At 66.9% G+C, this 18,869-nt stretch carries 17 protein-coding genes and 1 other RNA gene; 7 read left to right on the top strand and 11 right to left on the bottom strand.

Annotated features, from left to right (window positions below; all coding sequences use genetic code 11):
* Positions 1-11: 11 nt before the first annotated feature.
* Both murJ and C7I84_RS13640 read right to left on the bottom strand, forming a co-directional pair.
* Positions 12-1,607, bottom strand: coding sequence for a murein biosynthesis integral membrane protein MurJ (gene murJ, locus C7I84_RS13650; RefSeq protein WP_106772753.1), 1,596 nt, complete (start codon positions 1,605-1,607; stop codon positions 12-14).
* A 373-nt stretch (positions 1,608-1,980) separates the two neighbouring features.
* Complete coding sequence (locus tag C7I84_RS13640; protein ID WP_106772752.1) at positions 1,981-4,785, bottom strand: [protein-PII] uridylyltransferase; 2,805 nt, start codon at positions 4,783-4,785, stop codon at positions 1,981-1,983.
* A gap of 203 nt (positions 4,786-4,988) precedes the next feature.
* Here C7I84_RS13640 and C7I84_RS13635 point away from each other — a divergent pair, with 203 nt between their 5' ends.
* From C7I84_RS13635 to C7I84_RS13620, 4 genes are all read left to right on the top strand, one after another.
* The gene (locus C7I84_RS13635; RefSeq protein WP_133170093.1) at positions 4,989-5,600 is read left to right on the top strand and encodes a hypothetical protein; all 612 of its coding nucleotides are present in this window, start codon (positions 4,989-4,991) and stop codon (positions 5,598-5,600) included.
* Positions 5,601-5,698: 98 nt separating this feature from the next.
* Positions 5,699-6,745 (top strand): LLM class flavin-dependent oxidoreductase, encoded by a 1,047-nt coding sequence (locus C7I84_RS13630; RefSeq protein WP_106772750.1) that lies wholly within the window; start codon positions 5,699-5,701, stop codon positions 6,743-6,745.
* An 82-nt stretch (positions 6,746-6,827) separates the two neighbouring features.
* Positions 6,828-7,997, top strand: coding sequence for an AI-2E family transporter (locus tag C7I84_RS13625; RefSeq protein WP_106772749.1), 1,170 nt, complete (start codon positions 6,828-6,830; stop codon positions 7,995-7,997).
* 89 nt (positions 7,998-8,086) lie between these two features.
* On the top strand, positions 8,087-9,088 hold the full coding sequence (locus tag C7I84_RS13620; RefSeq protein WP_106772877.1) for an LLM class flavin-dependent oxidoreductase: 1,002 nt from the start codon (positions 8,087-8,089) through the stop codon (positions 9,086-9,088).
* A 22-nt stretch (positions 9,089-9,110) separates the two neighbouring features.
* On the opposite strand, the gene C7I84_RS13615 is transcribed toward C7I84_RS13620, so the two are convergent.
* From C7I84_RS13615 to ffs, 7 genes are all read right to left on the bottom strand, one after another.
* Complete coding sequence (locus C7I84_RS13615; protein ID WP_106772748.1) at positions 9,111-9,593, bottom strand: GNAT family N-acetyltransferase; 483 nt, start codon at positions 9,591-9,593, stop codon at positions 9,111-9,113.
* A 134-nt stretch (positions 9,594-9,727) separates the two neighbouring features.
* Positions 9,728-10,942 carry a lytic murein transglycosylase gene (locus tag C7I84_RS13610; protein WP_245428434.1) on the bottom strand — a complete coding sequence of 405 codons (1,215 nt, stop codon included), beginning with the start codon at positions 10,940-10,942 and terminating at the stop codon, positions 9,728-9,730.
* 232 nt (positions 10,943-11,174) lie between these two features.
* The gene (recR, locus tag C7I84_RS13605; protein WP_106772746.1) at positions 11,175-11,780 is read right to left on the bottom strand and encodes a recombination mediator RecR; all 606 of its coding nucleotides are present in this window, start codon (positions 11,778-11,780) and stop codon (positions 11,175-11,177) included.
* 126 nt (positions 11,781-11,906) lie between these two features.
* Positions 11,907-12,962, bottom strand: a complete 1,056-nt coding sequence (locus C7I84_RS13600; protein WP_245428433.1) for a cell wall hydrolase — start codon at positions 12,960-12,962, stop codon at positions 11,907-11,909.
* 355 nt (positions 12,963-13,317) lie between these two features.
* Complete coding sequence (locus C7I84_RS13595) at positions 13,318-13,641, bottom strand: YbaB/EbfC family nucleoid-associated protein (RefSeq protein ID WP_106772744.1); 324 nt, start codon at positions 13,639-13,641, stop codon at positions 13,318-13,320.
* Positions 13,642-13,654: 13 nt separating this feature from the next.
* Positions 13,655-15,511, bottom strand: coding sequence for a DNA polymerase III subunit gamma/tau (locus C7I84_RS13590; protein ID WP_106772743.1), 1,857 nt, complete (start codon positions 15,509-15,511; stop codon positions 13,655-13,657).
* 114 nt (positions 15,512-15,625) lie between these two features.
* Positions 15,626-15,722, bottom strand: an RNA gene (ffs, locus tag C7I84_RS13585) — signal recognition particle sRNA small type.
* A gap of 183 nt (positions 15,723-15,905) precedes the next feature.
* On the opposite strand from ffs, the gene C7I84_RS13580 reads away from it, so the two are divergent.
* Together C7I84_RS13580 and C7I84_RS13575 are read left to right on the top strand one after the other, a co-directional pair.
* A complete protein-coding gene (locus tag C7I84_RS13580; protein ID WP_106772742.1) occupies positions 15,906-16,496 on the top strand; it encodes a hypothetical protein in 591 nt (196 codons plus the stop codon).
* 135 nt (positions 16,497-16,631) lie between these two features.
* The gene (locus tag C7I84_RS13575) at positions 16,632-17,045 is read left to right on the top strand and encodes a DUF6481 family protein (protein WP_106772741.1); all 414 of its coding nucleotides are present in this window, start codon (positions 16,632-16,634) and stop codon (positions 17,043-17,045) included.
* A gap of 127 nt (positions 17,046-17,172) precedes the next feature.
* Here the strand turns inward: C7I84_RS13575 and sugE are convergent, their stop codons facing one another.
* Both sugE and C7I84_RS13565 read right to left on the bottom strand, forming a co-directional pair.
* Positions 17,173-17,487 (bottom strand): quaternary ammonium compound efflux SMR transporter SugE, encoded by a 315-nt coding sequence (gene sugE, locus C7I84_RS13570; protein ID WP_106772740.1) that lies wholly within the window; start codon positions 17,485-17,487, stop codon positions 17,173-17,175.
* A 122-nt stretch (positions 17,488-17,609) separates the two neighbouring features.
* On the bottom strand, positions 17,610-18,314 hold the full coding sequence (locus C7I84_RS13565) for an SDR family oxidoreductase (RefSeq protein ID WP_106772739.1): 705 nt from the start codon (positions 18,312-18,314) through the stop codon (positions 17,610-17,612).
* A gap of 185 nt (positions 18,315-18,499) precedes the next feature.
* On the opposite strand from C7I84_RS13565, the gene C7I84_RS13560 reads away from it, so the two are divergent.
* Positions 18,500-18,835, top strand: a complete 336-nt coding sequence (locus tag C7I84_RS13560; protein ID WP_106772738.1) for a hypothetical protein — start codon at positions 18,500-18,502, stop codon at positions 18,833-18,835.
* The last annotated feature ends 34 nt before the right edge of the window (positions 18,836-18,869 follow it).

Here is an 18,869-nt window from a genome sequence, read left to right as displayed (position 1 = left end):
TATTGGCGTGCTCACGCGTCCGGTGCCGGCCCGTTCGGTGGTCCCGAACCGCGCCTGAAGCTCCGGCGGATCATGCCGACGTCGGCGCCGCCGATGGCGAAGACGACCGCGAAATAAAGCAGCATCGCCCCCGCAATGATCGAACCGAGTACGGCCGCCTGCTCCCAGAACGGCGCCGTTGGCCCGAGGCTGCCGGCGAACCAGCGCGCTGCCCAGTAGAGCGCGCCCGCCATCACCGCCGAGGCTAACAGCAATCGCGGGATACGCTTCAACAGCCCGGCGTCGCGGCCCCAATGGCCGCGCCGGATCAGCACCGCGAGCAGCATCGTAGCGTTGACCCAGCCGGCGATGGCCGAGGCGGTGGCGATGCCGGCGCCGCCCATGGACGGGAAGAGCGTCAGCGCTACGCCGATGTTGACCGCCACCGAGATCGCCGCGAAGATCATCGGCGTGCGCGTGTCCTCGCGGGCGAAATAGCCGGGCGTGAACGCCTTGATCAGCACGAATGCCGGCAGGCCGAGCCCGAAAATGGCGAGGATGGCCGACACCGCCGGCGTGCCGTTGGTGGCGGCGAAGGCGCCGCGCTCGTAAAGCAGCCGCACGATCGGTTCCGAGATGACGAGCAGCGCCGCCGCCGCCGGCAGCGTCAGGAACAGGGTGAATTCGACGGAACGGTTCTGCAGGTTGGACGCCTCCTGCAGATTGCCAGCCTTCAGCGCGCGCGCCAGTTCCGGCAGGAGCACGATGGCGACGGCGATGCCGACCACGCCGAGCGGAAGCTGGTAGACGCGGTCGGCATAGGCGAGCGACGACACCGCGCTGTCCTTGGCCGAGGCGATCGCCGTGCCGATCAACTGGTTGATCTGGGTGATGCCGCCGGTGATCGCCGCCGGAAAGGCCAGCACCAGCAGGCGCTTGACGTTGGGCGTCAGCCGCGGTCGGCGGAAGCCGATCCGCACCCCGGCATGGCGCACCGCCACCCAGACGATGGCGAGCTGCACCAGGCCGGCGGCGAGCACGCCCCAGGCCAGCGCATGGCCGATCTCCAGCCCGCCGAGCCCTTCATGCCAGCAATAGGCGAGCACGGCGATGAGGATGACGTTGAGGAAGACCGGTGCCACAGCCGCGGCGAAATAGCGCCGGAGCGAGTTGAGCATGCCGGCCATCATGGCGGCCAGCGACATGCACATAAGATAGGGGAACATGATCGTCGCCAGCGACACTGCGAGATCGTGCTTCTGCGGGTTGTCGGAAAAGCCGGGTGCGACGATGGTCGACACCAGCAGCGGCATCGACAGCTCCATCAGGATGGTCAGCGCGATCAGCGCCGTGAACAGCACGCCGAATACCTCTTCGGAGAAGCGCTTGGCGCCAGCTATGCCGCCCGCCTCGATCTCCTTGGCGAACAACGGTACGAAGGCTGCGTTGAAGGCCCCTTCGGCGAACAGCCGGCGGAAGGTGTTGGGGAACTGGAAGGCGGCGTTGAAAGCGTCGGCCACCGGTCCGGTGCCGAGCGCCGCCGCCATCATCATCTCGCGGGCGAAGCCGAGCAGCCGGCTCATCAGCGTGCCGGAGGCGACGGTGGCGAATTTCCGGACGAGGCTCATGCGCGGGTCCCCCTCCCCCTTGAGGGGAGGGTGGCCGCGAAGCGGCCGGGAGGGGTCGCCGCGGCAGTGCCCGGCCTGATGGCGGTGCCTCCTGCGGCCGCCACCTCAGTGGCCTTCAACGACATATCCCCCGCGAGGACAGGGCTATCGCATATTGAGCTACCCCCACCCCTAACCCCTCCCCTCAAGGGGGAGGGGGATATTGCCGCTGTTCCGCAAAACATGAATCGGTGACGATTTCGCTCGGCATGGCAAAGTCCCCCTCCCCCTTGAGGGGAGGGGTCAGGGGTGGGGGTAGCCGACCGGGCGACAACTCCAGAACTTCCATATGCGATCGCCCTGCCCTCGAGGGGGGAGAATATCAGCGCGATACTCATTCCGCCGCGGCCTGCTCGGCCACCTTGCCGTTGCGCGCCGGCTCGCCTTCCAGCGTTGCCGTGAGCGCCGTGCGGATCGCCTGCACCCGCATCGGGTTCTCGATCTTGGCCCCGGTCAGATCGGTGACGTAGAAGGTGTCGATCACCTTCTCGCCGAATGTGGTGATGTGGGCCGAGGCGATGTCGAGCGACAGGTCCGACAGCTTTCCCGTGATCTCCGACAGCAGGCCCGGCCGGTCGAGCCCCGAGACGTCGATCACGGTGAAGCGATTGGACAGCGTGTTGCGGATGTCGACGCGCGGCTCGATCGGGAACGTCCTAGCCCGCCGCTTCGACTTCGCCCGCTTGGCGATGATCTCCGGCAGCCAGCTCTTGCCCGACAGCACGTCCTCGATCAGCCGGCCGACCCGCTCGGCACGGCGCTGCTCGTCCTCGTCGCGGTCGAACTCGCGCGAGATCAGGATGGTGTCGAGCGCCCGTCCGTCCGAGGTGGTGAACACCTGGGCGTCGACGATGTTGGCGCCGGCGGCCGCGCAGGCGCCGGCGATGACGGACAGCAGGCGCGGATGGTCCTGCGCCAGCACCGTGATCTCGGTCACCGCCTCGAAGGCATGCGGGCGCGCCATGGTGGCGAGCTTCCTGTCGGCGTCGTCGGCGGCGCGGATGAACTCGGCGTGGCGCACCTGGTCCTCGACGTCGACGGCCAGCAGGTAGTTCTCGTAATGCAGCTTGATGACGCGGCGTCGGGCTTTCTCCGGCCATGCGGCCAGGGCGGCCGCGAGTTCTTCGCGCGCCTTCTCGGCCCGGAGTGAGCGCGACACCTCGGAGAAGCCGCCAGTGAGCAGCAGTTCGGTTTCGTAATAGAGATTGCGCAGCAACTGACCCTTCCAGCCGTTCCACACGCCCGGGCCGACGCCCCTGATGTCGCAGACGGTCAGGACGAGCAGCAGCTTCAGCCGCTCGACCGACTGCACGATGTCGGCGAAATCGCTGATCGTCTTGCGGTCGTTGAGGTCGCGGGTCTGCGCCGTCATCGACATCAGCAGATGGTGCTCCACCAGCCAGGCCACCGTCGCGGTGTCCTCGGCCGACAGGCCCATATGCGGGCAGATGCGGCGGGCGATCCGCGCCCCGACCTCCGAATGGTCCTCCGGCCGGCCCTTGGCGATGTCGTGCAGCAGCACCGCCACGTAGAGCACCTCGCGCTGGCTGGTGAGCCCGGGCATCAGCGTGTGCGACAGCGGGTGCAGCCGCTCGCCGTCGCCATGCTCGATCTCCGACAGGATGCCGATGCAGCGCAGCAGGTGCTCGTCGACCGTATAGTGATGATACATGTTGAACTGCATCATCGCGACGATCTTGCCGAAATCGGGGATGAGCTTGCCGAGCAGCCCCGCCTCGTTCATGCGTCTCAGGTTGAGTTCGGGATTGCGGTCGGAGGTGAGAATGTCGAGGAACAGGCGGTTGGCCTCGGCGTTCCGGCGCAGGTCCCTGTCGACCAGCCGCAGCGAGCGCCTGAGCAGCTTGAGCGCGTCGGGATGGTATTCGAGGCCGTGCCGGTCGGCGAACCAGAACAGCCTGAGCAAATTGACGGGGTCGCGCGAAAAGACCTTGTCGTCGGCGACGTTGATGCGGTGGTTGTCGACGATGAAGTCGGCGGTGCCGGCGAGCTTGCGGCGGCGGCGCGAGAAGGTCAGGAAGATGCGGTTGAAGCCGGGAACATGCTTGGCCTGCTCCTCCTCCAGCGCCGCGCAGAAGATGCGGGTCAGGTCGCCGACGTCCTTGGCGATCAGGAAGTAGTGCTTCATGAAGCGCTCGACCGCCGACATGCCGGGATGGCTGGTGTAGCCGAGCCGTTCGGCGATATCGCGCTGGATGTCGAAATGCAGCCGCTCCTCGGCCTTGCCGGTGAGGAAATGCATGTGGCAGCGTACTGCCCAGAGGAAATCCTCGGCCTTGAGGAACTGGTTGTATTCGGTACGGGTGAACACGCCGGCCTTCACCAGCTCCTCTCCCGAGCGGACCCGATAGAAATACTTGGCGATCCAGAACAGCGTCTGCAGGTCGCGCAGGCCGCCCTTGCCGTCCTTGACGTTGGGCTCGACCAGATAGCGGCTCTCGCCGGCCTTGCCGTGGCGGGTATCGCGCTCGGCGAGCTTGGCCTGCACATATTCCGAGCCCGTACCCTTCACCACCTCGCGGTCGAAGCGGGCGAGCATCTCGTCGAACAGCGGCTGCTCGCCCCAGATGAAGCGCGCCTCGAGGATCGCCGTGCGGATCGTCATGTCCGAGCGCGACAGCCGCACGCAGTCGTCGATGTTGCGGGTGGCGTGGCCGACCTTCAGGCCGAGGTCCCACAACATGTAGAGCATGTACTCGACGACCTGCTCGCCCCAGGGCGTCTGCTTGTAGGGCAGCAGGAACAGCAGGTCGATGTCGGAGCCGGGGGCGAGCGTACCGCGTCCGTAGCCGCCGACCGCGACGACCGCCATGCGCTCGGCGGCGGACGGATTTTTCGCGCGGTAGACGTGAGTCGCGGCAAAATCGTAGAGCACCCGGATGATCTCGTCCATCAGGTGCGACAGGCGGCGCGCGCAGGCGGTGCCGCTGCCGTCCTCCGCCAGCATCCGCTCGGCTGCACGCTTGCCGGCGGCGATGCTCTCCTTCAGAGCCGCGAGCACCTTGGCGCGGACCGCCATGCCCGAACCGTCACCCGACGTGTCGGCCGTAAATGCCGTCAGCTCGCGCCGCAGCGCGTCGCCGTCGACCAGTTCTTCGAGCCTGAGTGGTGTTTTCGTCATGGGGCGAAGCGACTCTTCCTGCGGTCGCGCGCGTCTATAAACTGTTTTGCGCAATGTGGATACGAGCGGCAGGCGTTGCAATCGGCTCCTCGCGTCGGAAATCGCACCGGTGATCGAGAAGAGCTCCCTACAAAAAAAGTAACAGAACGTTTCAATTTTGGCCGGTCTGTAATATTCTTCTGTAGATATCCCGGGAGGCAATGATGCCAGCAGCCGTGATAGTGCCTGGAGACGGGCCTGATCAGAAGAATTTCGAGCGCGTCGGCGAAGATTTGGTGAAAAATGTCTACGGCGGCAACGGGATCGTTTACAAATGCGTATTCGCCAATCAGTCGAGGGACTTCCACTACATCGATATGCTTCCTGTCTCAGCGGCTCCGAATGGAGGCTCGGGATCATTCCTGGAATTCTTGTTCGTCGCCACCTGCGTGCTGACCGTTTCGCATGTCGGCGAACTGGACGGCCCTATCATGTCCTACCTCACCCCGATCGACAAAGCGAGCCGCGAGACTGAAAACGCCGACTGGCGCTACCGGCAGCCTTGGCACACCAATGGAACAGGGCGTCAGTTATGCCCTTATGGCGACTTGTTCTGGAAATTCATCGGCAGAGCCCCCAGGACGACCAAGATCATCCTTCTCGGCTGTGAATCGGGCAACCGCTATGCGCAATGCGTGGCGAATTCGGCGACGATCCCCGTCTGGGGCTTCGATCACAGCTGCGCCGCGGCCGACATAGCAACGATGCGTCCGATCGTGAGCGGTATCGAGGGCGGCAAAAGCCAGAATGGCATAAGCGTATCCTGGCCGTCCTAGCTCCAGCAGATGCACCGTTCACCGCTCGGGGGCTGGCGGGAAAGCTCGCGGACAACTACTTGTCGGTGAATTTGTCCGACCGTGCGAGCCGCAGAATCATGGAAATCGGCCTCTACACCTTCGCCGACCTCGATCCCGATCCGGAGAGCCGTACCATCTCGCCGCATCAGCGCATGCGCAACCTGATCGAGGAGATCGAGCTGGCCGACCAGGTCGGTCTCGACGTGTTCGGCCTCGGCGAGCATCACCGGCCGGACTATCTCGCCTCGGCGCCCGCCGTCGCGCTCGCAGCCGCGGCGGAACGCACCAGGCGGATCCGGCTCACCAGCGCGGTCAGCGTGCTGTCGTCCGACGATCCTGTCCGGGTCTTCCAGCAATTCGCCACGCTCGACCTGATTTCAGGCGGACGCGCCGAGATCATGGCGGGTCGCGGTTCCTTCATCGAATCCTTCCCGCTGTTCGGCTACGACCTCGGCGACTACGACGAGCTGTTCGCCGAGAAGCTCGACCTTCTGCTGAAGCTGCGCGACAGCGAGCGAATCACCTGGTCGGGCCGGCTGAGGGCGCCCATCCATGACCGCGGAGTCTATCCGCGGCCGCATCAGGACAGGCTGCCGATCTGGATCGCCGTCGGCGGCACGCCGAATTCGGTCGCCCGGGCCGGCAAACTCGGCCTTCCGCTGGCGCTCGCCATCATAGGCGGCGAGCCGGCGCGCTTCGCGCCGCTGTTCGAGCTCTACCGGCGAGCCGCCGCGCAGGGCGGACACGACCCGAGCACGCTCGCCACCAGCCTAAACGTCCATGGTTTCGTCGGCGAGACCACCGCGCAGGCGGCCGACGACTTCTACCTGCCGCAAGCCGAGGTGATGAACCGCATCGGCCGCGAGCGCGGCTGGGGTCCGACCAGCCGCGCCCATTTCGACCAGGCGCGCGGCCCGCGCGGCGCGTTGTTCGTCGGCGACCCGGAGACCGTCGCCGAGAAGATCGTCGCCATGCACAGGATCTTCCGCAACGACCGCTTTCTGCTGCAGATGGCGATCGGCCTGATGCCGCACGACAAACTGATGAAGGCGATAGAGCTGTTCGGCACCAGGGTGGCTCCGCTGGTGCGCAAGGAGATCGGGACGGCCCCCGCCGCCGGCTAACGGAACTTCCCGAGCCTCCGCCGCGTTCTGGACGGTGATCGTCCCCGAGGCCATCGCCCGGGGACATGTGAGGGCCTTCACCATGTCAGTTCAGGATGAGGTGTCCGGCGAGGACCTGCCGTCGCGCACCCAGGCGGATACGCGGCTGATGCGCTCGCTGCTGATCGGCATCTTCCTGATCGCTCTCGTCGGCGCCCTCTATCTCGCCCGCGACTTCTTCCTTCCGGTGGTGCTGGCATTCCTGCTTGCGCTGATGCTGACGCCGATCGTGCGGCTTCTGCGCAAGCACGGCGTGCCGGCCTATGTCTCGGCCACCTTGCTAGTGCTGCTCTCGGTCATGGTCTTGGCGGTCATCGGCTTCGTCCTCAGCGGACCGGTGGTCGCGCTGATCAACGACGCGCCGGCGATCGGCCGGCGGCTCAGCGAGCGGCTGGCGGAGCTGCGCAGTCCGTTCGAGCAGATTCTCCGGTTCTTCAGCCAGGTCGAGCAGGCGACCGACACCGCACACGAGCCCGGCGTGCAGAAGGTGGTGGTGGCGCAGGCCGGACTCGTCTCGCAGGCGGCAGGCAACCTGATGGCGGCCGGCACGACGATCGCGCTCACCTTCGTGCTGTCGCTGTTCCTGCTCGCCTCGGGCACGCTGTTTTACGAGAAGATCGTCCAGTCCTTCGCCCGCATGAGCGAAAAGAAGCGGGCGCTGCGGGTGGTCTACGATGTCGAACGCGAAATCTCGCACTACCTGCTTACCGTCACCATCATCAACATCGGGCTGGGCGCGGCGGTCGGCCTCGGCATGTGGTGGGTCGGCATGCCGACCCCGCTGGTATGGGGGGTGGCGGCGATGCTCCTCAACTTCCTCCCCTATATCGGCGCGGCCGCCACCGTCCTGCTCGTGGCCGCGATCTCCATCATCACCTTCGACAGCCTGCCCTACGCGCTGCTGGCACCTGCGTTCGTGCTGCTCTGCAATATCGTCGAGGGCCAGCTGGTCAGTCCCCTCGTGCTCGGGCGGCGCCTCGAGATCAACGCCGTGTCGATCCTGATCGCGGTCGCCTTCTGGTCCTGGCTGTGGGGATTCGTCGGCGCGCTGATCGCCGTGCCCATCCTGGTCGTCGTCAAGGTCTTCTGCGACAATTTCGACAGCCTGCGGCATGTCGGGAATTTTCTGTCGGCGCAACAGTCGGTCGACGACACGGCACCGGCGGACGCTGAAAGTTCCGCAAAAGCGGTGCCGGAAGCCTTTCCCCGCTGATCGGCGGGCGTGTCGCCGGACCATTGATCCAGCCTTTGCGCGGCGCCCGCTGCGCTCCTATATCGAGGCGGCAACCGGGAACCGACATGATGACAGACCTCTCCGTCCTCGATCTCGCACCCGTGCCGGAGGGCAGTGGCGTCTCGCAGTCGCTCGCCAACACGCTCGACCTGGCGCGTCACGCCGAAGGTCTGGGCTACAGGCGCTACTGGCTGGCCGAACATCACAACATGCCTGGCATCGCCAGCGCCGCGACCGCGGTGGTGATCGGTCACGTGGCGGCCGGCACGAAGACGATCCGCGTCGGCTCCGGCGGCATCATGCTGCCCAACCATGCGCCGCTGGTGATCGCCGAGCAGTTCGGGACGCTGTCGGCGCTTTTTCCCGGCCGCGTCGACCTCGGCCTGGGGCGGGCTCCGGGCACCGACATGGCGACGGCGCGGGCGCTGCGCCGCAACCTGGAAGCGGGCGTCGATGGCTTTCCCAACGACGTGGTCGAGCTGATGGCCTATTTCGCGCCTGCCGGACCGAACCAGCGGGTACGCGCGGTGCCGGGCGAGGGTGAGACCGTCGAGGTGTGGATGCTGGGGTCGAGCACCTATGGCGCGCAGCTCGCGGCCATACTCGGCCTGCCCTACGCCTTCGCCTCGCATTTCGCGCCGGCCGAGATGGAGCATGCCATCGACATCTACCGCTCGCGCTTCCAGCCCTCCGAGAGCCTCGACAAGCCGCATCTCATGCTCGGGCTCAACGTCTTCGCCGCCGAAACCGACGCGGAGGCCACGTTGCTGTTCTCTTCGCTGCAGCAGGCTTTCGTCAATCTGCGCACCGGCCGTCCCGGAAAGCTGCCGCCGCCGATCGAGAATTATGTCGAGACGCTCGACCCCGCGGCGCGCGCCATGCTCGACAGTGCCCTTTCCTGTGCCGTCGTCGGCGGGCCTGAGACCGTGCGGGCGGGGTTGGACGCCTTCATCCGCCGCACCGGCGCGGACGAACTGATGGTGACGGCGCAGATATTCGACCACGCGGCGCGCAAGCGCTCTTTCGAGATCCTTGCCGAGGCGCACCGGGAGCTGGCAAAGGCGGCCTGAGCAGCGCCGGTTTTGCAGCCGTTCATCCCTCCCACGGCACGCGCACCATGCCGGCGCGTTCGTAGAGCCTCAACCCTGCCGCGTTGTCGAGCTCGACCTTGAGGTCGAGACGAGCGGCGCCGCGCGCTCGGAACACGGCGAAGCAGTGGTCGAGCAGCGCCGCGCCGATCCCGCGGCGGCGCATGTCCGGCCGCACCGCCAGATCCTTGAGAAAGGCGCTGGTCCAGCAATGCGCCAAACCGGCGAGCCGGCCCGTCGTGTCGGATGCCAGGAAGCACAGCTCGGCGGAGAACTCCGGGTCGCCCGATACCCGTCCCCACCAGTCCTCGAAAGAGGGAAAGACGTCCGCGTCATCCTCGCCATAGATGCGGATGAGCAGGCCGTGCATGGCCTTGGCGTCGGCGGTGTCGCGCAAGGTCCGCACCGAGACGCCCGCCGGCCAGCGAGGCGGCCTTTCGGAACCGTCGAGCAGGCGCCGCAGCCTTGCCGCATGCCTGTTCACCATGACATGATCCCTGCGAATGATGCCAAAAGGTGCACGCATGGTCCCGAAAAGTGCGGCATTCCCGGAGAAAAACCATGCGATCAAACACGAAAGTCAGGGCCGGATGAACGATTTCATCAGGCATTCGCTCCGCGCTACCGCAGCGCCTCCACGATCGGCCGGTCGGGAAAGCAGGTGGCGGCGTTGCCGTTCTTCTCCTGCCAAGCCCCGATCGAGCGCCGCGTCTTGAAGCCGGGCAGGCCGTCGGCGCCGCCTACGTCGTAGCCCTCCGCCTCCAGCGCCCGCTGCAGCGAGGCGATGTCCGAGCGGTAGAGGCCGCCGACCCTGCCCCAGCTCCCGGCGAAGGTCCGGTCGCCATGCGCGATGCGATCGGCGCCGTGGCCGATGAACAACGCATAGAGGTCACTTTCGTTGTACTTCTTCAGCACATAAAAATTCGGCGTGACGATGAAGGCCGGGCCGCTGCGGCCGGCCGGCATCAGCAGAAAACCTTCCGCTTTTGCCTCTCGGGCGGGGAACGGCTTTCCGGTGACCCGGACAATCCCCATTGCCGCCCATTGGGCGATGCCGCGGCCCTGGTCGGGACCTTCCAGCGCGCAGGAGACGCTCGCCGGCACCGTCACCTCGAATCCCCAGTCGCGACCAGGCACCCATCCGTAATGGACGAGATAGTTGGCGATCGACGCGAGCGTGTCCGGCACCGAGTTCCAGATGTCGGCGCGGCCGTCGCCGTCGAAATCGACGGCGTGGTCGAGGAAGGAGGAAGGCAGGAACTGCGGCTGGCCGAGCGCGCCGGCCCAGGAGGATTTCATCTGGTCGCGCGCCACCAGGCCGCGCTCGACCATGACGAGGGCGGCGAGCACCTCCTTGCGAAACATCTCCTTGCGCGTCGCCAGGAAGGCCTTCGTGCCCAGCACCTCGAAAGCGTCATAGGGCATCTTCGCCGCGCCGAAGCCGGATTCGCGACCCCAGATCGCCAGCACGACCTCGCCCGGCACGCCGTAGCGCTTCTCCACGGCGGCGAGCGTCCTGGCATGGCGGCCTGCCCGCGCCCGGCCGCCGGAGGTGACGGCGCCGATCGTCTTCTCGGCGAAATAGCTGCCGGGTGAGCCGAACTCGGCCTGATGCTGCTTCTTCGGCGTGGTCGGCTTCTGGCCGGGCAGGACAAGATCCGGCAGCTTGAGGTTCGGGGAGACGCCGGCAAAGGCGGCGTCGAAGGTCTGTTTCGAGACGCCGCTGGCCTGTGCGGCCGGCCACAGATCCTGCGCCAGCCAGGCGCGGAACTGGTCGTCGATCTTGGCGGCGGAGGCAGGGGCTGAAAGCAGGGCAATCGGCAAGACTAGAAGCATTGCCATCGCGGCGAAGATTCGCGCTCTACGCTGCCCCCCTCTGTCCTGCCGGACATCTCCCCCACAAGGGGGGAGATTGGAAGCTTCGGCCTCGCCGCACTTCCTGCAACGTCGACGATTTGCGAAAGCAAGGCGGCCGGCCGATCTCCCCCCTTGTGGGGGAGATGTCCGGCAGGACAAAGGGGGGCAACGTAGAGCGCGAATCATTGCTGCCGTCTACAAAGCCTTTGCGTCAAAACGCGGTCCGAGATTTGAGCGCCGCCGCCAGCGTGCCCTCGTCGAGATAGTCGAGCTCGCCGCCGACCGGCACGCCATGCGCCAGCCGGGTGACCTTGACGCCGAAGCCGGAAAGCTGGTCGGTGAGATAGTGCGCGGTGGTCTGCCCCTCGACCGTGGCGTTGACCGCCAGGATGATCTCGGAGACGCCGCCCTCGGCGACGCGGGCGACCAGCCCCTTGATGTTGAGCTGGTCGGGGCCGATGCCGTCGAGCGGCGACAGCGTGCCGCCGAGCACGTGATAACGCGCATTGAGGGCGGCGGCGCGCTCCAGCGCCCACAGGTCGGAGACGTCCTCGACCACGACGATGGTGGCGCCGTCGCGGCGCGGGTCGGTGCAGATCATGCACGGGTCGACGGTGTCGACATTGCCGCAGGTCGAGCAGACGCGGACCTTGTCCACCGCGTCGGCCATGGCGCCGGCGAGCGGCGCCAGCAGCTGCTCCTTCTTCTTGATCAGATGCAGCGCGGCACGGCGGGCCGAACGCGGGCCGAGCCCCGGCACCTTGGCCAGGAGCTGGATCAGGCGTTCGATCTCGGGACCGGCGATTCGCTTGGACATGGAGGAGGATTTAGAGCAAAGCCCGTCGCCGGAAAACCCGGACAGCTCAATGGGCCGGCGGGATGACCCGGCAAGTCACACCGCAGGCGTCGCCGGGTGCCCTATCGCAAGGAGTCCGCGCGGCCCTCAGTTGTATCCCATCGCCGGCCGCTCCTGACCGGCTATGATCGCGCCGATGGCGTCGGCGTCGTTGGGATCGACGTCGAAGGACATAGCCGGCCCGGATGCCGGCGCCGGGGCGGATGCCGGCGCCGGGGCGCTCGCCGGCAGGGCCGGTGCGCCGGTTGTCCAGCCGTCGGCGCGTGCCGTCGCCATCACGACGTTCGGCGTCGGCTTCGCCTCCGTCGTCGCCGGCAAGGCGGCTTGCGCCGGCGCCTCCGGGAACGGCGCGGCATTGGGCGACGGCCCGGACGGCGACGGGCCGTCCATCGCCATTGCGACGGCGGTGGTCTCTTCCGTCGGCGCCGCGCGATCGGCCGGCTTGCGGATCGCAGCGGCCTGAGCGCCGTCCGCCCGTCCGCTGATTGCCGGACGGGCCATGGCGACCATGGTCGGCTTGTCGTCGGCGCGGCCGCTGATGGCAGGCCGGGCCTGCAGGCGCGGCTTGGTGTCCGCGCTTGCCATCATCACCACCGGCTGGGCCATACGCTTCTCCGGCGGCAGCACCACCGGGTCGCCGTTGCGGTTGCGCTTCTCGTAGAAGGCGTTGCCGCCGGCGACCACGGTATAGTGCATGTTCTTGTAGGGGAACTTCAGGCCCGCGGTGTGGAAGAACATGGAGTTCTTCACCTTGGGATTACGCTCGCCCTTGAGCACGGCGTCGGCGGCGGCCTCGACGTCCGGCAGAGCCTTGGAGTTCATCTTGCGCGTCAGCACGCCTGGCGCGAACTGCCTCGGCGCGCCGACCACGCCGCATATCGTGTCGCCCCATTTGCCGGAGCGGACACGGTTCATCACCACCGTGCCGACGGCGATCAGGCCGTCGCGGCTCGACCGGTTCGATTCGAAGAACATCGCCCGCATCAGGCATTCCTTCTCGCGGGCTGAGTAGCCGTGGTGGCCGGCCGGCATGACCATGGACCGCACGCCGTCCGTCAGGTCGGCGGTCTGGCTGCATGCGGAAACCATCAGGGGAAGAAGCGCAACCGTTACAACGGCCGCCACGCGCCTGCGCGCGCTCACGGATATGCCCTCATCATCGCTCCGGCGGCTGTGTGTACTAATGACAACACTGTGCAGGTTTTCGGCGAAATGATGACTTTTGCGTTACCAAATCGCGGCAGGCGGCTCCGTGCAATGTCGCCGGGCCTGTTCAACTGTCGATTTTGTCCTTAAATTCCATGTGTTTAAATAAAATTAACCGCAAACGCCGGAAAGCCGTTGCGAAGCCGCCGCCAGGCGCGACGGTAACATCTGCACGAATCAGCGGACGATTCGGGGCGGCACGCGATCACGCACGGCCGGAGGACGGCCGCGGGGCTATCGCGCTGCGCGACAACGGCGGGCCGAACCACTGTCGACCCCGTCGGTCTACCGTTCAGAACGGCATCTTGAAACCGGGAGGCAGCGGCAGGCCGGCGGTCAGCGCGGCCGTCTTGTCCTTCATCGCCGCCTCGACCTTTGTCTTGGCGTCGTTGTGGGCGGCGAGAATGAGGTCCTCGAGAATCTCGACGTCGTCCTCCTTGAACAGAGAGGGATCGATCTTCAGCGTCTTCATCTCGAACTTGCCGGTGATGGTGACCTGGACGAGGCCGCCGCCGGCCTGGCCGGTCGCCTCCATCAGGGCGATCTCCTCCTGCATGGCCTGGAATTTCGCCTGCATCTCCTTCGCCTTGCCCATCAGGCCGAGCAGATCCTTCATGACTGGGTCCTCTTCAGTTGTCGTCGTCGTCGAGCGACGGATCGGGGGAAATCTCGTCCGCCTCGGCATCGGCGCCGGGCAGCTCGGCCGCGTCGGGAATGCGGACATCGATCACCTTCGCGCCGGGAAAGCGTGCGAGGATCGCCGCGACTGCCGGGTCCTGGCTGGCGTCGAGGATAGCGGTCTCGCGGCGCGACGCTTCCTGCTGTGCCAGCGTCGGGCCGCCCTCCTCGCGCGACAGCGACACCAGCCAGTTGCGCCCGGTCCAGCTCTTCAGCCTGGTGCTGAGATCGGTCGGCAGCGTCTTCGGCGCCTCGGGCGTCAGCGCGATCTCCAGCCGGCCCGGCTCGATGCGCACAGGCCGCACGCAACGCTTCAGCAGCACCTTGAAGGCCATGTCGCGATTGGCATCGGCAAGCCCCGCTATGTCGGCCAGCGAGCGCACCGGCACGGCGTCGGCAACCGGCTCCGGCTTCGCTTCGGGGATCGGGGCAGGCTGCATCTCCACTGCGGGCATTTCGCGCTCGACCAGCCGCGCCACCGGGCCGCCGTTGGCGGATTGCGCCATGCGGGCCGGGGCGGGAGCGGGAGCCTGGTAGGCCAGCGGCGCTCCTGCAGAAGCCGACGCTATCGGCGCCGTTGAAGCAGGCGCCCGCGGCGCTGCGGCGCCATTCCCGCCAGACGGAACGCCGGCGCCGTCAAGTGTCTTCATCGCCTCGTCGAGCGTCGGCAGGTCGGCCGCATGCGCCAGCCGGATCAGCACCATCTCGGCGGCCGCGACGGGACGGCTGGAGGACTGCACCTCGGAAATGCCCTTGAGCAGCATCTGCCAGGCGCGCGACAGCACCTTGATCGACAGCGTCTCGGCGAAGGTGGAGCCGCGCGTGCGTTCGTCCTCCGTCAGCGAGGCGTCGCCGGCCGCCGCCGGCACGTAGCGCAGCCGCGTGACGAAATGGGTGAAGTCGGCGAGGTCGGTCAGCACCGTGGCCGGGTCGGCGCCGGTGTCGTACTGCGCCCGGAACTCGGCCAGCGCCGCCGCCATGTCGCCCTTCATAACCTGCTCGAACAGGTCGATGACGCGGGCACGGTCGGCCAGCCCCAGCATGCCGCGCACGGTCTCGGCCGTTACCGGGCCGGCGCTGTGGGCGATCGCCTGGTCGAAGATCGACAGCGAATCGCGCACCGAGCCCTCGGCGGCGCGCGCGATCATGGCGAGCGCCGCATCCTCGACCTCGATCGCTTCGAGCCCGGCGATCTTTCCGAGATGCGAGACGAGCGTTTCGGCCCCGACGCGGCGCAGGTCGAAACGCTGGCAGCGCGACAGCACCGTGATCGGCACCTTGCGGATTTCTGTTGTGGCGAAGATGAACTTGACGTGCGGCGGCGGCTCTTCAAGCGTCTTCAGCAGGCCGTTGAAGGCCTGCGTCGACAGCATGTGCACCTCGTCGATGATGTAGACCTTGTAGCGGGCCGAGACCGGCGCGTAGCGCACCTGCTCGATGATCTCGCGGATGTCGTCGATGCCGGTGTGGGAGGCGGCGTCCATCTCGATCACGTCGACATGCCGGCCCTCCATGATCGCCTGGCAGTGCTGGCCGGGCGTGGTCAGGTCGACGGACGGCTGGTCGATCGAATCGGTCTTGTAGTTGAGGGCGCGTGCGAGGATGCGGGCAGTAGTCGTCTTGCCGACGCCGCGCACGCCGGTCAGCATCCAGGCCTGGGCGATGCGGCCGCTCGAGAACGCGTTGGTGAGCGTGCGCACCATCGGCTCCTGGCCGATCAGCGCGGAAAAGTCGGCCGGACGGTATTTTCTGGCCAGCACGCGATAGGCGCCGGCTTTTCCCGTCTGCTGATTTCCTGCGTCGCTCATCCGGGGGTTGGCCTCCGCTGGCCGCCGGGGCGGCCGGTTCGAATGCTAGCGAGTTTCGCCCGCGCGGCAATGCTCCGTCAACGCCGTGACGGCCGAGGCGCAGGCTTTGCGGAGGTGGGAGGCTGGAACAATGACCCGTTCCGTGCTCGTTAGGGCTGCTTCCTTCCGGACCTGACCCGGTTGGCGAGTGGCGCGTCCACCACCAACCTCCCGACGCTCATATCGGGGATTTGGGGCTGGATTGCAAGGGTGGACGAGTCGGAGGCAAAGGTCTCGGTGATTAACGAGACCGAAGAGTCTGCGAGAGATATTCGGAGAGTCCCGGACGGCGCCAATCCCGGTCGTCCGGCCAACGACTGACCGGCAGCCCGCCGCCGCCATCGAAGGAGCACCGATGACTGCCCTGTTTCCCGCCGAACTCGCCTGGTACGCCACCGGCCGCTTCTACCAGGCGGGGGACGGTACGCTCGCCGACTACGGCTATTTCCTGCACCTGCCGTTCCCGGACGTGCCTCTGTTCGACGGCGATCCCGGCGAGAAGACAGCGCATTTCACCTTCGCCGCCAGGCCGTTCAAGGCCCGGGAAATCAGGAATGGCGCACTGTCGCTCGGCCTCGATCCGATCGGGGAGTTCTCGCTCTACCTGCAGCGCCAGCCGGCCGGAACCTTCGACGATCCGGCCTCCTTTGCGCAGGGCGAGTGCATCGCCACCTTCCGCCGCACCAGCCTGGCGGTCGGCACGACGGTCGCCGTGTCCATAGGTGCAGTGTCGGCTCCGCTGATCGGCACCAACGTGTTCTCGGCCCGTCTGGTCGCCAGTACCTCGTTCGATTTCGGCGGCGGCCGCCACGACCTCGGGCAGCATGTCGGCCGGGGCGTCACGCAGTTCGGCACAGCCGCGGCCACTCCGATCGCGCCGCCGCCGGCTTATAAGCTGGTGCTGCCGTTCACGGGGTCGGCCGTAGCGCTTGGCCGCGCCGGATAGCCCGAAACGGCCCTGGGCCGTTTCGTCGCGGCAACAGTGCCGACTTTCATGGCTGGCATACCGATTTGGCGCTTGATCTCGCGGCGATCGTGCGTATGTACGGCGCGTATCGACTGATCATACCGAAGGCGAAACTTGGCACTCTACAGGGAAAAAGACATCTTCGAACGCCGCAGCGCGGCGAACGAGGCGAAGAGAGCATTGCTCGAACGGTTCAAGACACGGCCGGCGGAGGACGATCCGCAGGTGCTCGCCCGCAGGGCGGAGAGACAAGCGATCATCGAGGCGCGCGAGAAGCGGGCCGCCGAGAAGGAAAAGCAGCGCAAGGAGCGCGAGGCGATCGAGGCCGCCGAGCGGAACCGCCGCGAGGCCGAAGAGGCCGAACGGCGCAGGATCGAGGAAGAGCGGCTGGCCGTCGAGGCGAAAATCCGCGAGCAGGAAGAGAACGAGCGCATCGCGCAAGAACTCTCCGAGGAAGCGGAGCGCAAGGCCAAGCGCGATGCCCGCTATGCGGCTCGCAAGGCGCGCAAGCGCGGCGGCCGCGGCTGATCGATCCTACCTCTCGAAATCAGGCCGGGATGCCTATGCACCCCGGCCTTTTTGGCGTTGCTGTCGGCGACCCGAAGGGCGGTGAGATGCTTCGCCGGTCGAGGGGAGTGAGGTGGCCCGGGCGGACTCAGGCGACCAGCTTGAGCCCGACGATGCCGGAGACGATCAGGCCGATGCAGACCAGGCGCAGCACCGTCGCCGGCTCGCCGAGCAGCCAGATGCCGAGCAGCGCGGTGCCGACCGTGCCGATGCCGGTCCAGACCGCATAGGCGGTGCCGACCGGCAATTCCTTCAGCGCCAGCCCGAGCAGGCCGAGGCTGACCACCATGCTGGCGCCGGTGAGGAGCGTGGGCACGAGCCTGGTGAACCCGTCGGTGTATTTGAGGCCGATCGCCCAGCCGACTTCGAACAGGCCGGCGACGAACAACAGGAACCATGCCATCGGTAGTCCTTTTGGCGGCCGTCCCGGCCATGTCTCGAGGGCGCGACGGCGATCCCGCGCGAGACCGACTATACAGTCCCGGATCGGAGCGGCAACCGCGGCCGATTAGGCCACGATCGCCGCTACACGGAACGCGTGATGCCGCCGTCGATGCGGATGTTCTGCCCGGTGATGTAGCTCGACTTGTCGCCGGCGAGGAAGGCGATCAGGTCCGACACCTCCTCGACCCGGCCATAGCGACCCATCGGGATGCGCTCGCGCCGCTCGCCGGTTTCCGGCAGGCTGTCGATGAAACCCGGCAGCACGTTGTTCATCCGCACGTTGTCGGCGGCATATTTGTCGGCGAACAGCTTGGTGAAGGCGGCGAGCCCGGAACGGAAAACGCCGGAGGTGGGAAACAGCGCCTCCGGTTCGAAGGCGGCATAGGTCGAGATGTTGACGATCGAGCCGGACTTCTGCGCCTGCATGATCGGCGTCACCAGGCGGGCGACACGAACGGCATTGAGGAAGTAGGTCTCCATGCCCGTATGCCAGTCCTCGTCGGTGAGCTCCAGCACCGGCGCGCGCGGCCCGTGCGCGGCGCTGTTGACCGCCGCGTCGATGCGCCCCCAGCGGTCGAAGGCGGCATCGACCAGGCGCTTCAGGTCGTCGTTGGAGCGGTTGGAGCCGGTGACGCCGACGCCGCCGAGCCTCTCGGCGAGCGCCGCGCCTTTCCCGGAGGAGGAAAGGATCGCCACCTTGAAGCCATCCTGGGCAAGCTTGCGCGCCGCGTCCGCGCCCATGCCGCTGCCGCCCGCCGTGATGATCGCCACCTTCGTTTCCGCCATGCCGGCCTCCTGTCGCGTTTCCTCCTGTCTTAACGCCGCATGGAGGCGGAGCAAAGCGGGGCGTCATGGCGAGCCTCTGGCCCAGTGAAGCGGGTCCCGCCGGTCCCTTGACGCGGCAGGAGGCATGTCCGAGAGATCGCACGATCCCGCGGCCGTGGTGCTCCGGGACAACGGGGATTGACCAGGTGACCTTGTCCGGATTCTTGCAGCTCGCCGCTTCGACGGCGGTCTTCCTTGTTGCCGCCACCGTGGCGAAATCCTGGGCGCTGGCGCCCGGTCTCGGCAAGCTGGTGCTGACGCTGCTGCTCTATTCGGCCGGCAACCTGATCATGCTGCGGCTGGTGCGGGAGTTCGGCATGGCTTCCGCATTCAGCCTGTCGGCGGTGATCCAGCTCGTCGCCGTCAACGTGATCGCACTGGCCTGGTTCGGCGAGCATCTGACGATGCTGCAGAGTGCCGGCATCGTGCTCGCCATCGTCGCGGTGGCCCTGATCACGCTCGGACCCGCCTTCGGAAAATAGGTCGGGCGCCGGATCGGCCGGCGCCCGCGGGAGG

The organism is Kumtagia ephedrae, from assembly GCF_003012745.1.
Lineage (GTDB): Bacteria > Pseudomonadota > Alphaproteobacteria > Rhizobiales > Rhizobiaceae > Kumtagia > Kumtagia ephedrae.
Note: the sequence above shows the minus strand (reverse complement) of the source record. Positions and strands in the feature narration are given on the sequence as shown.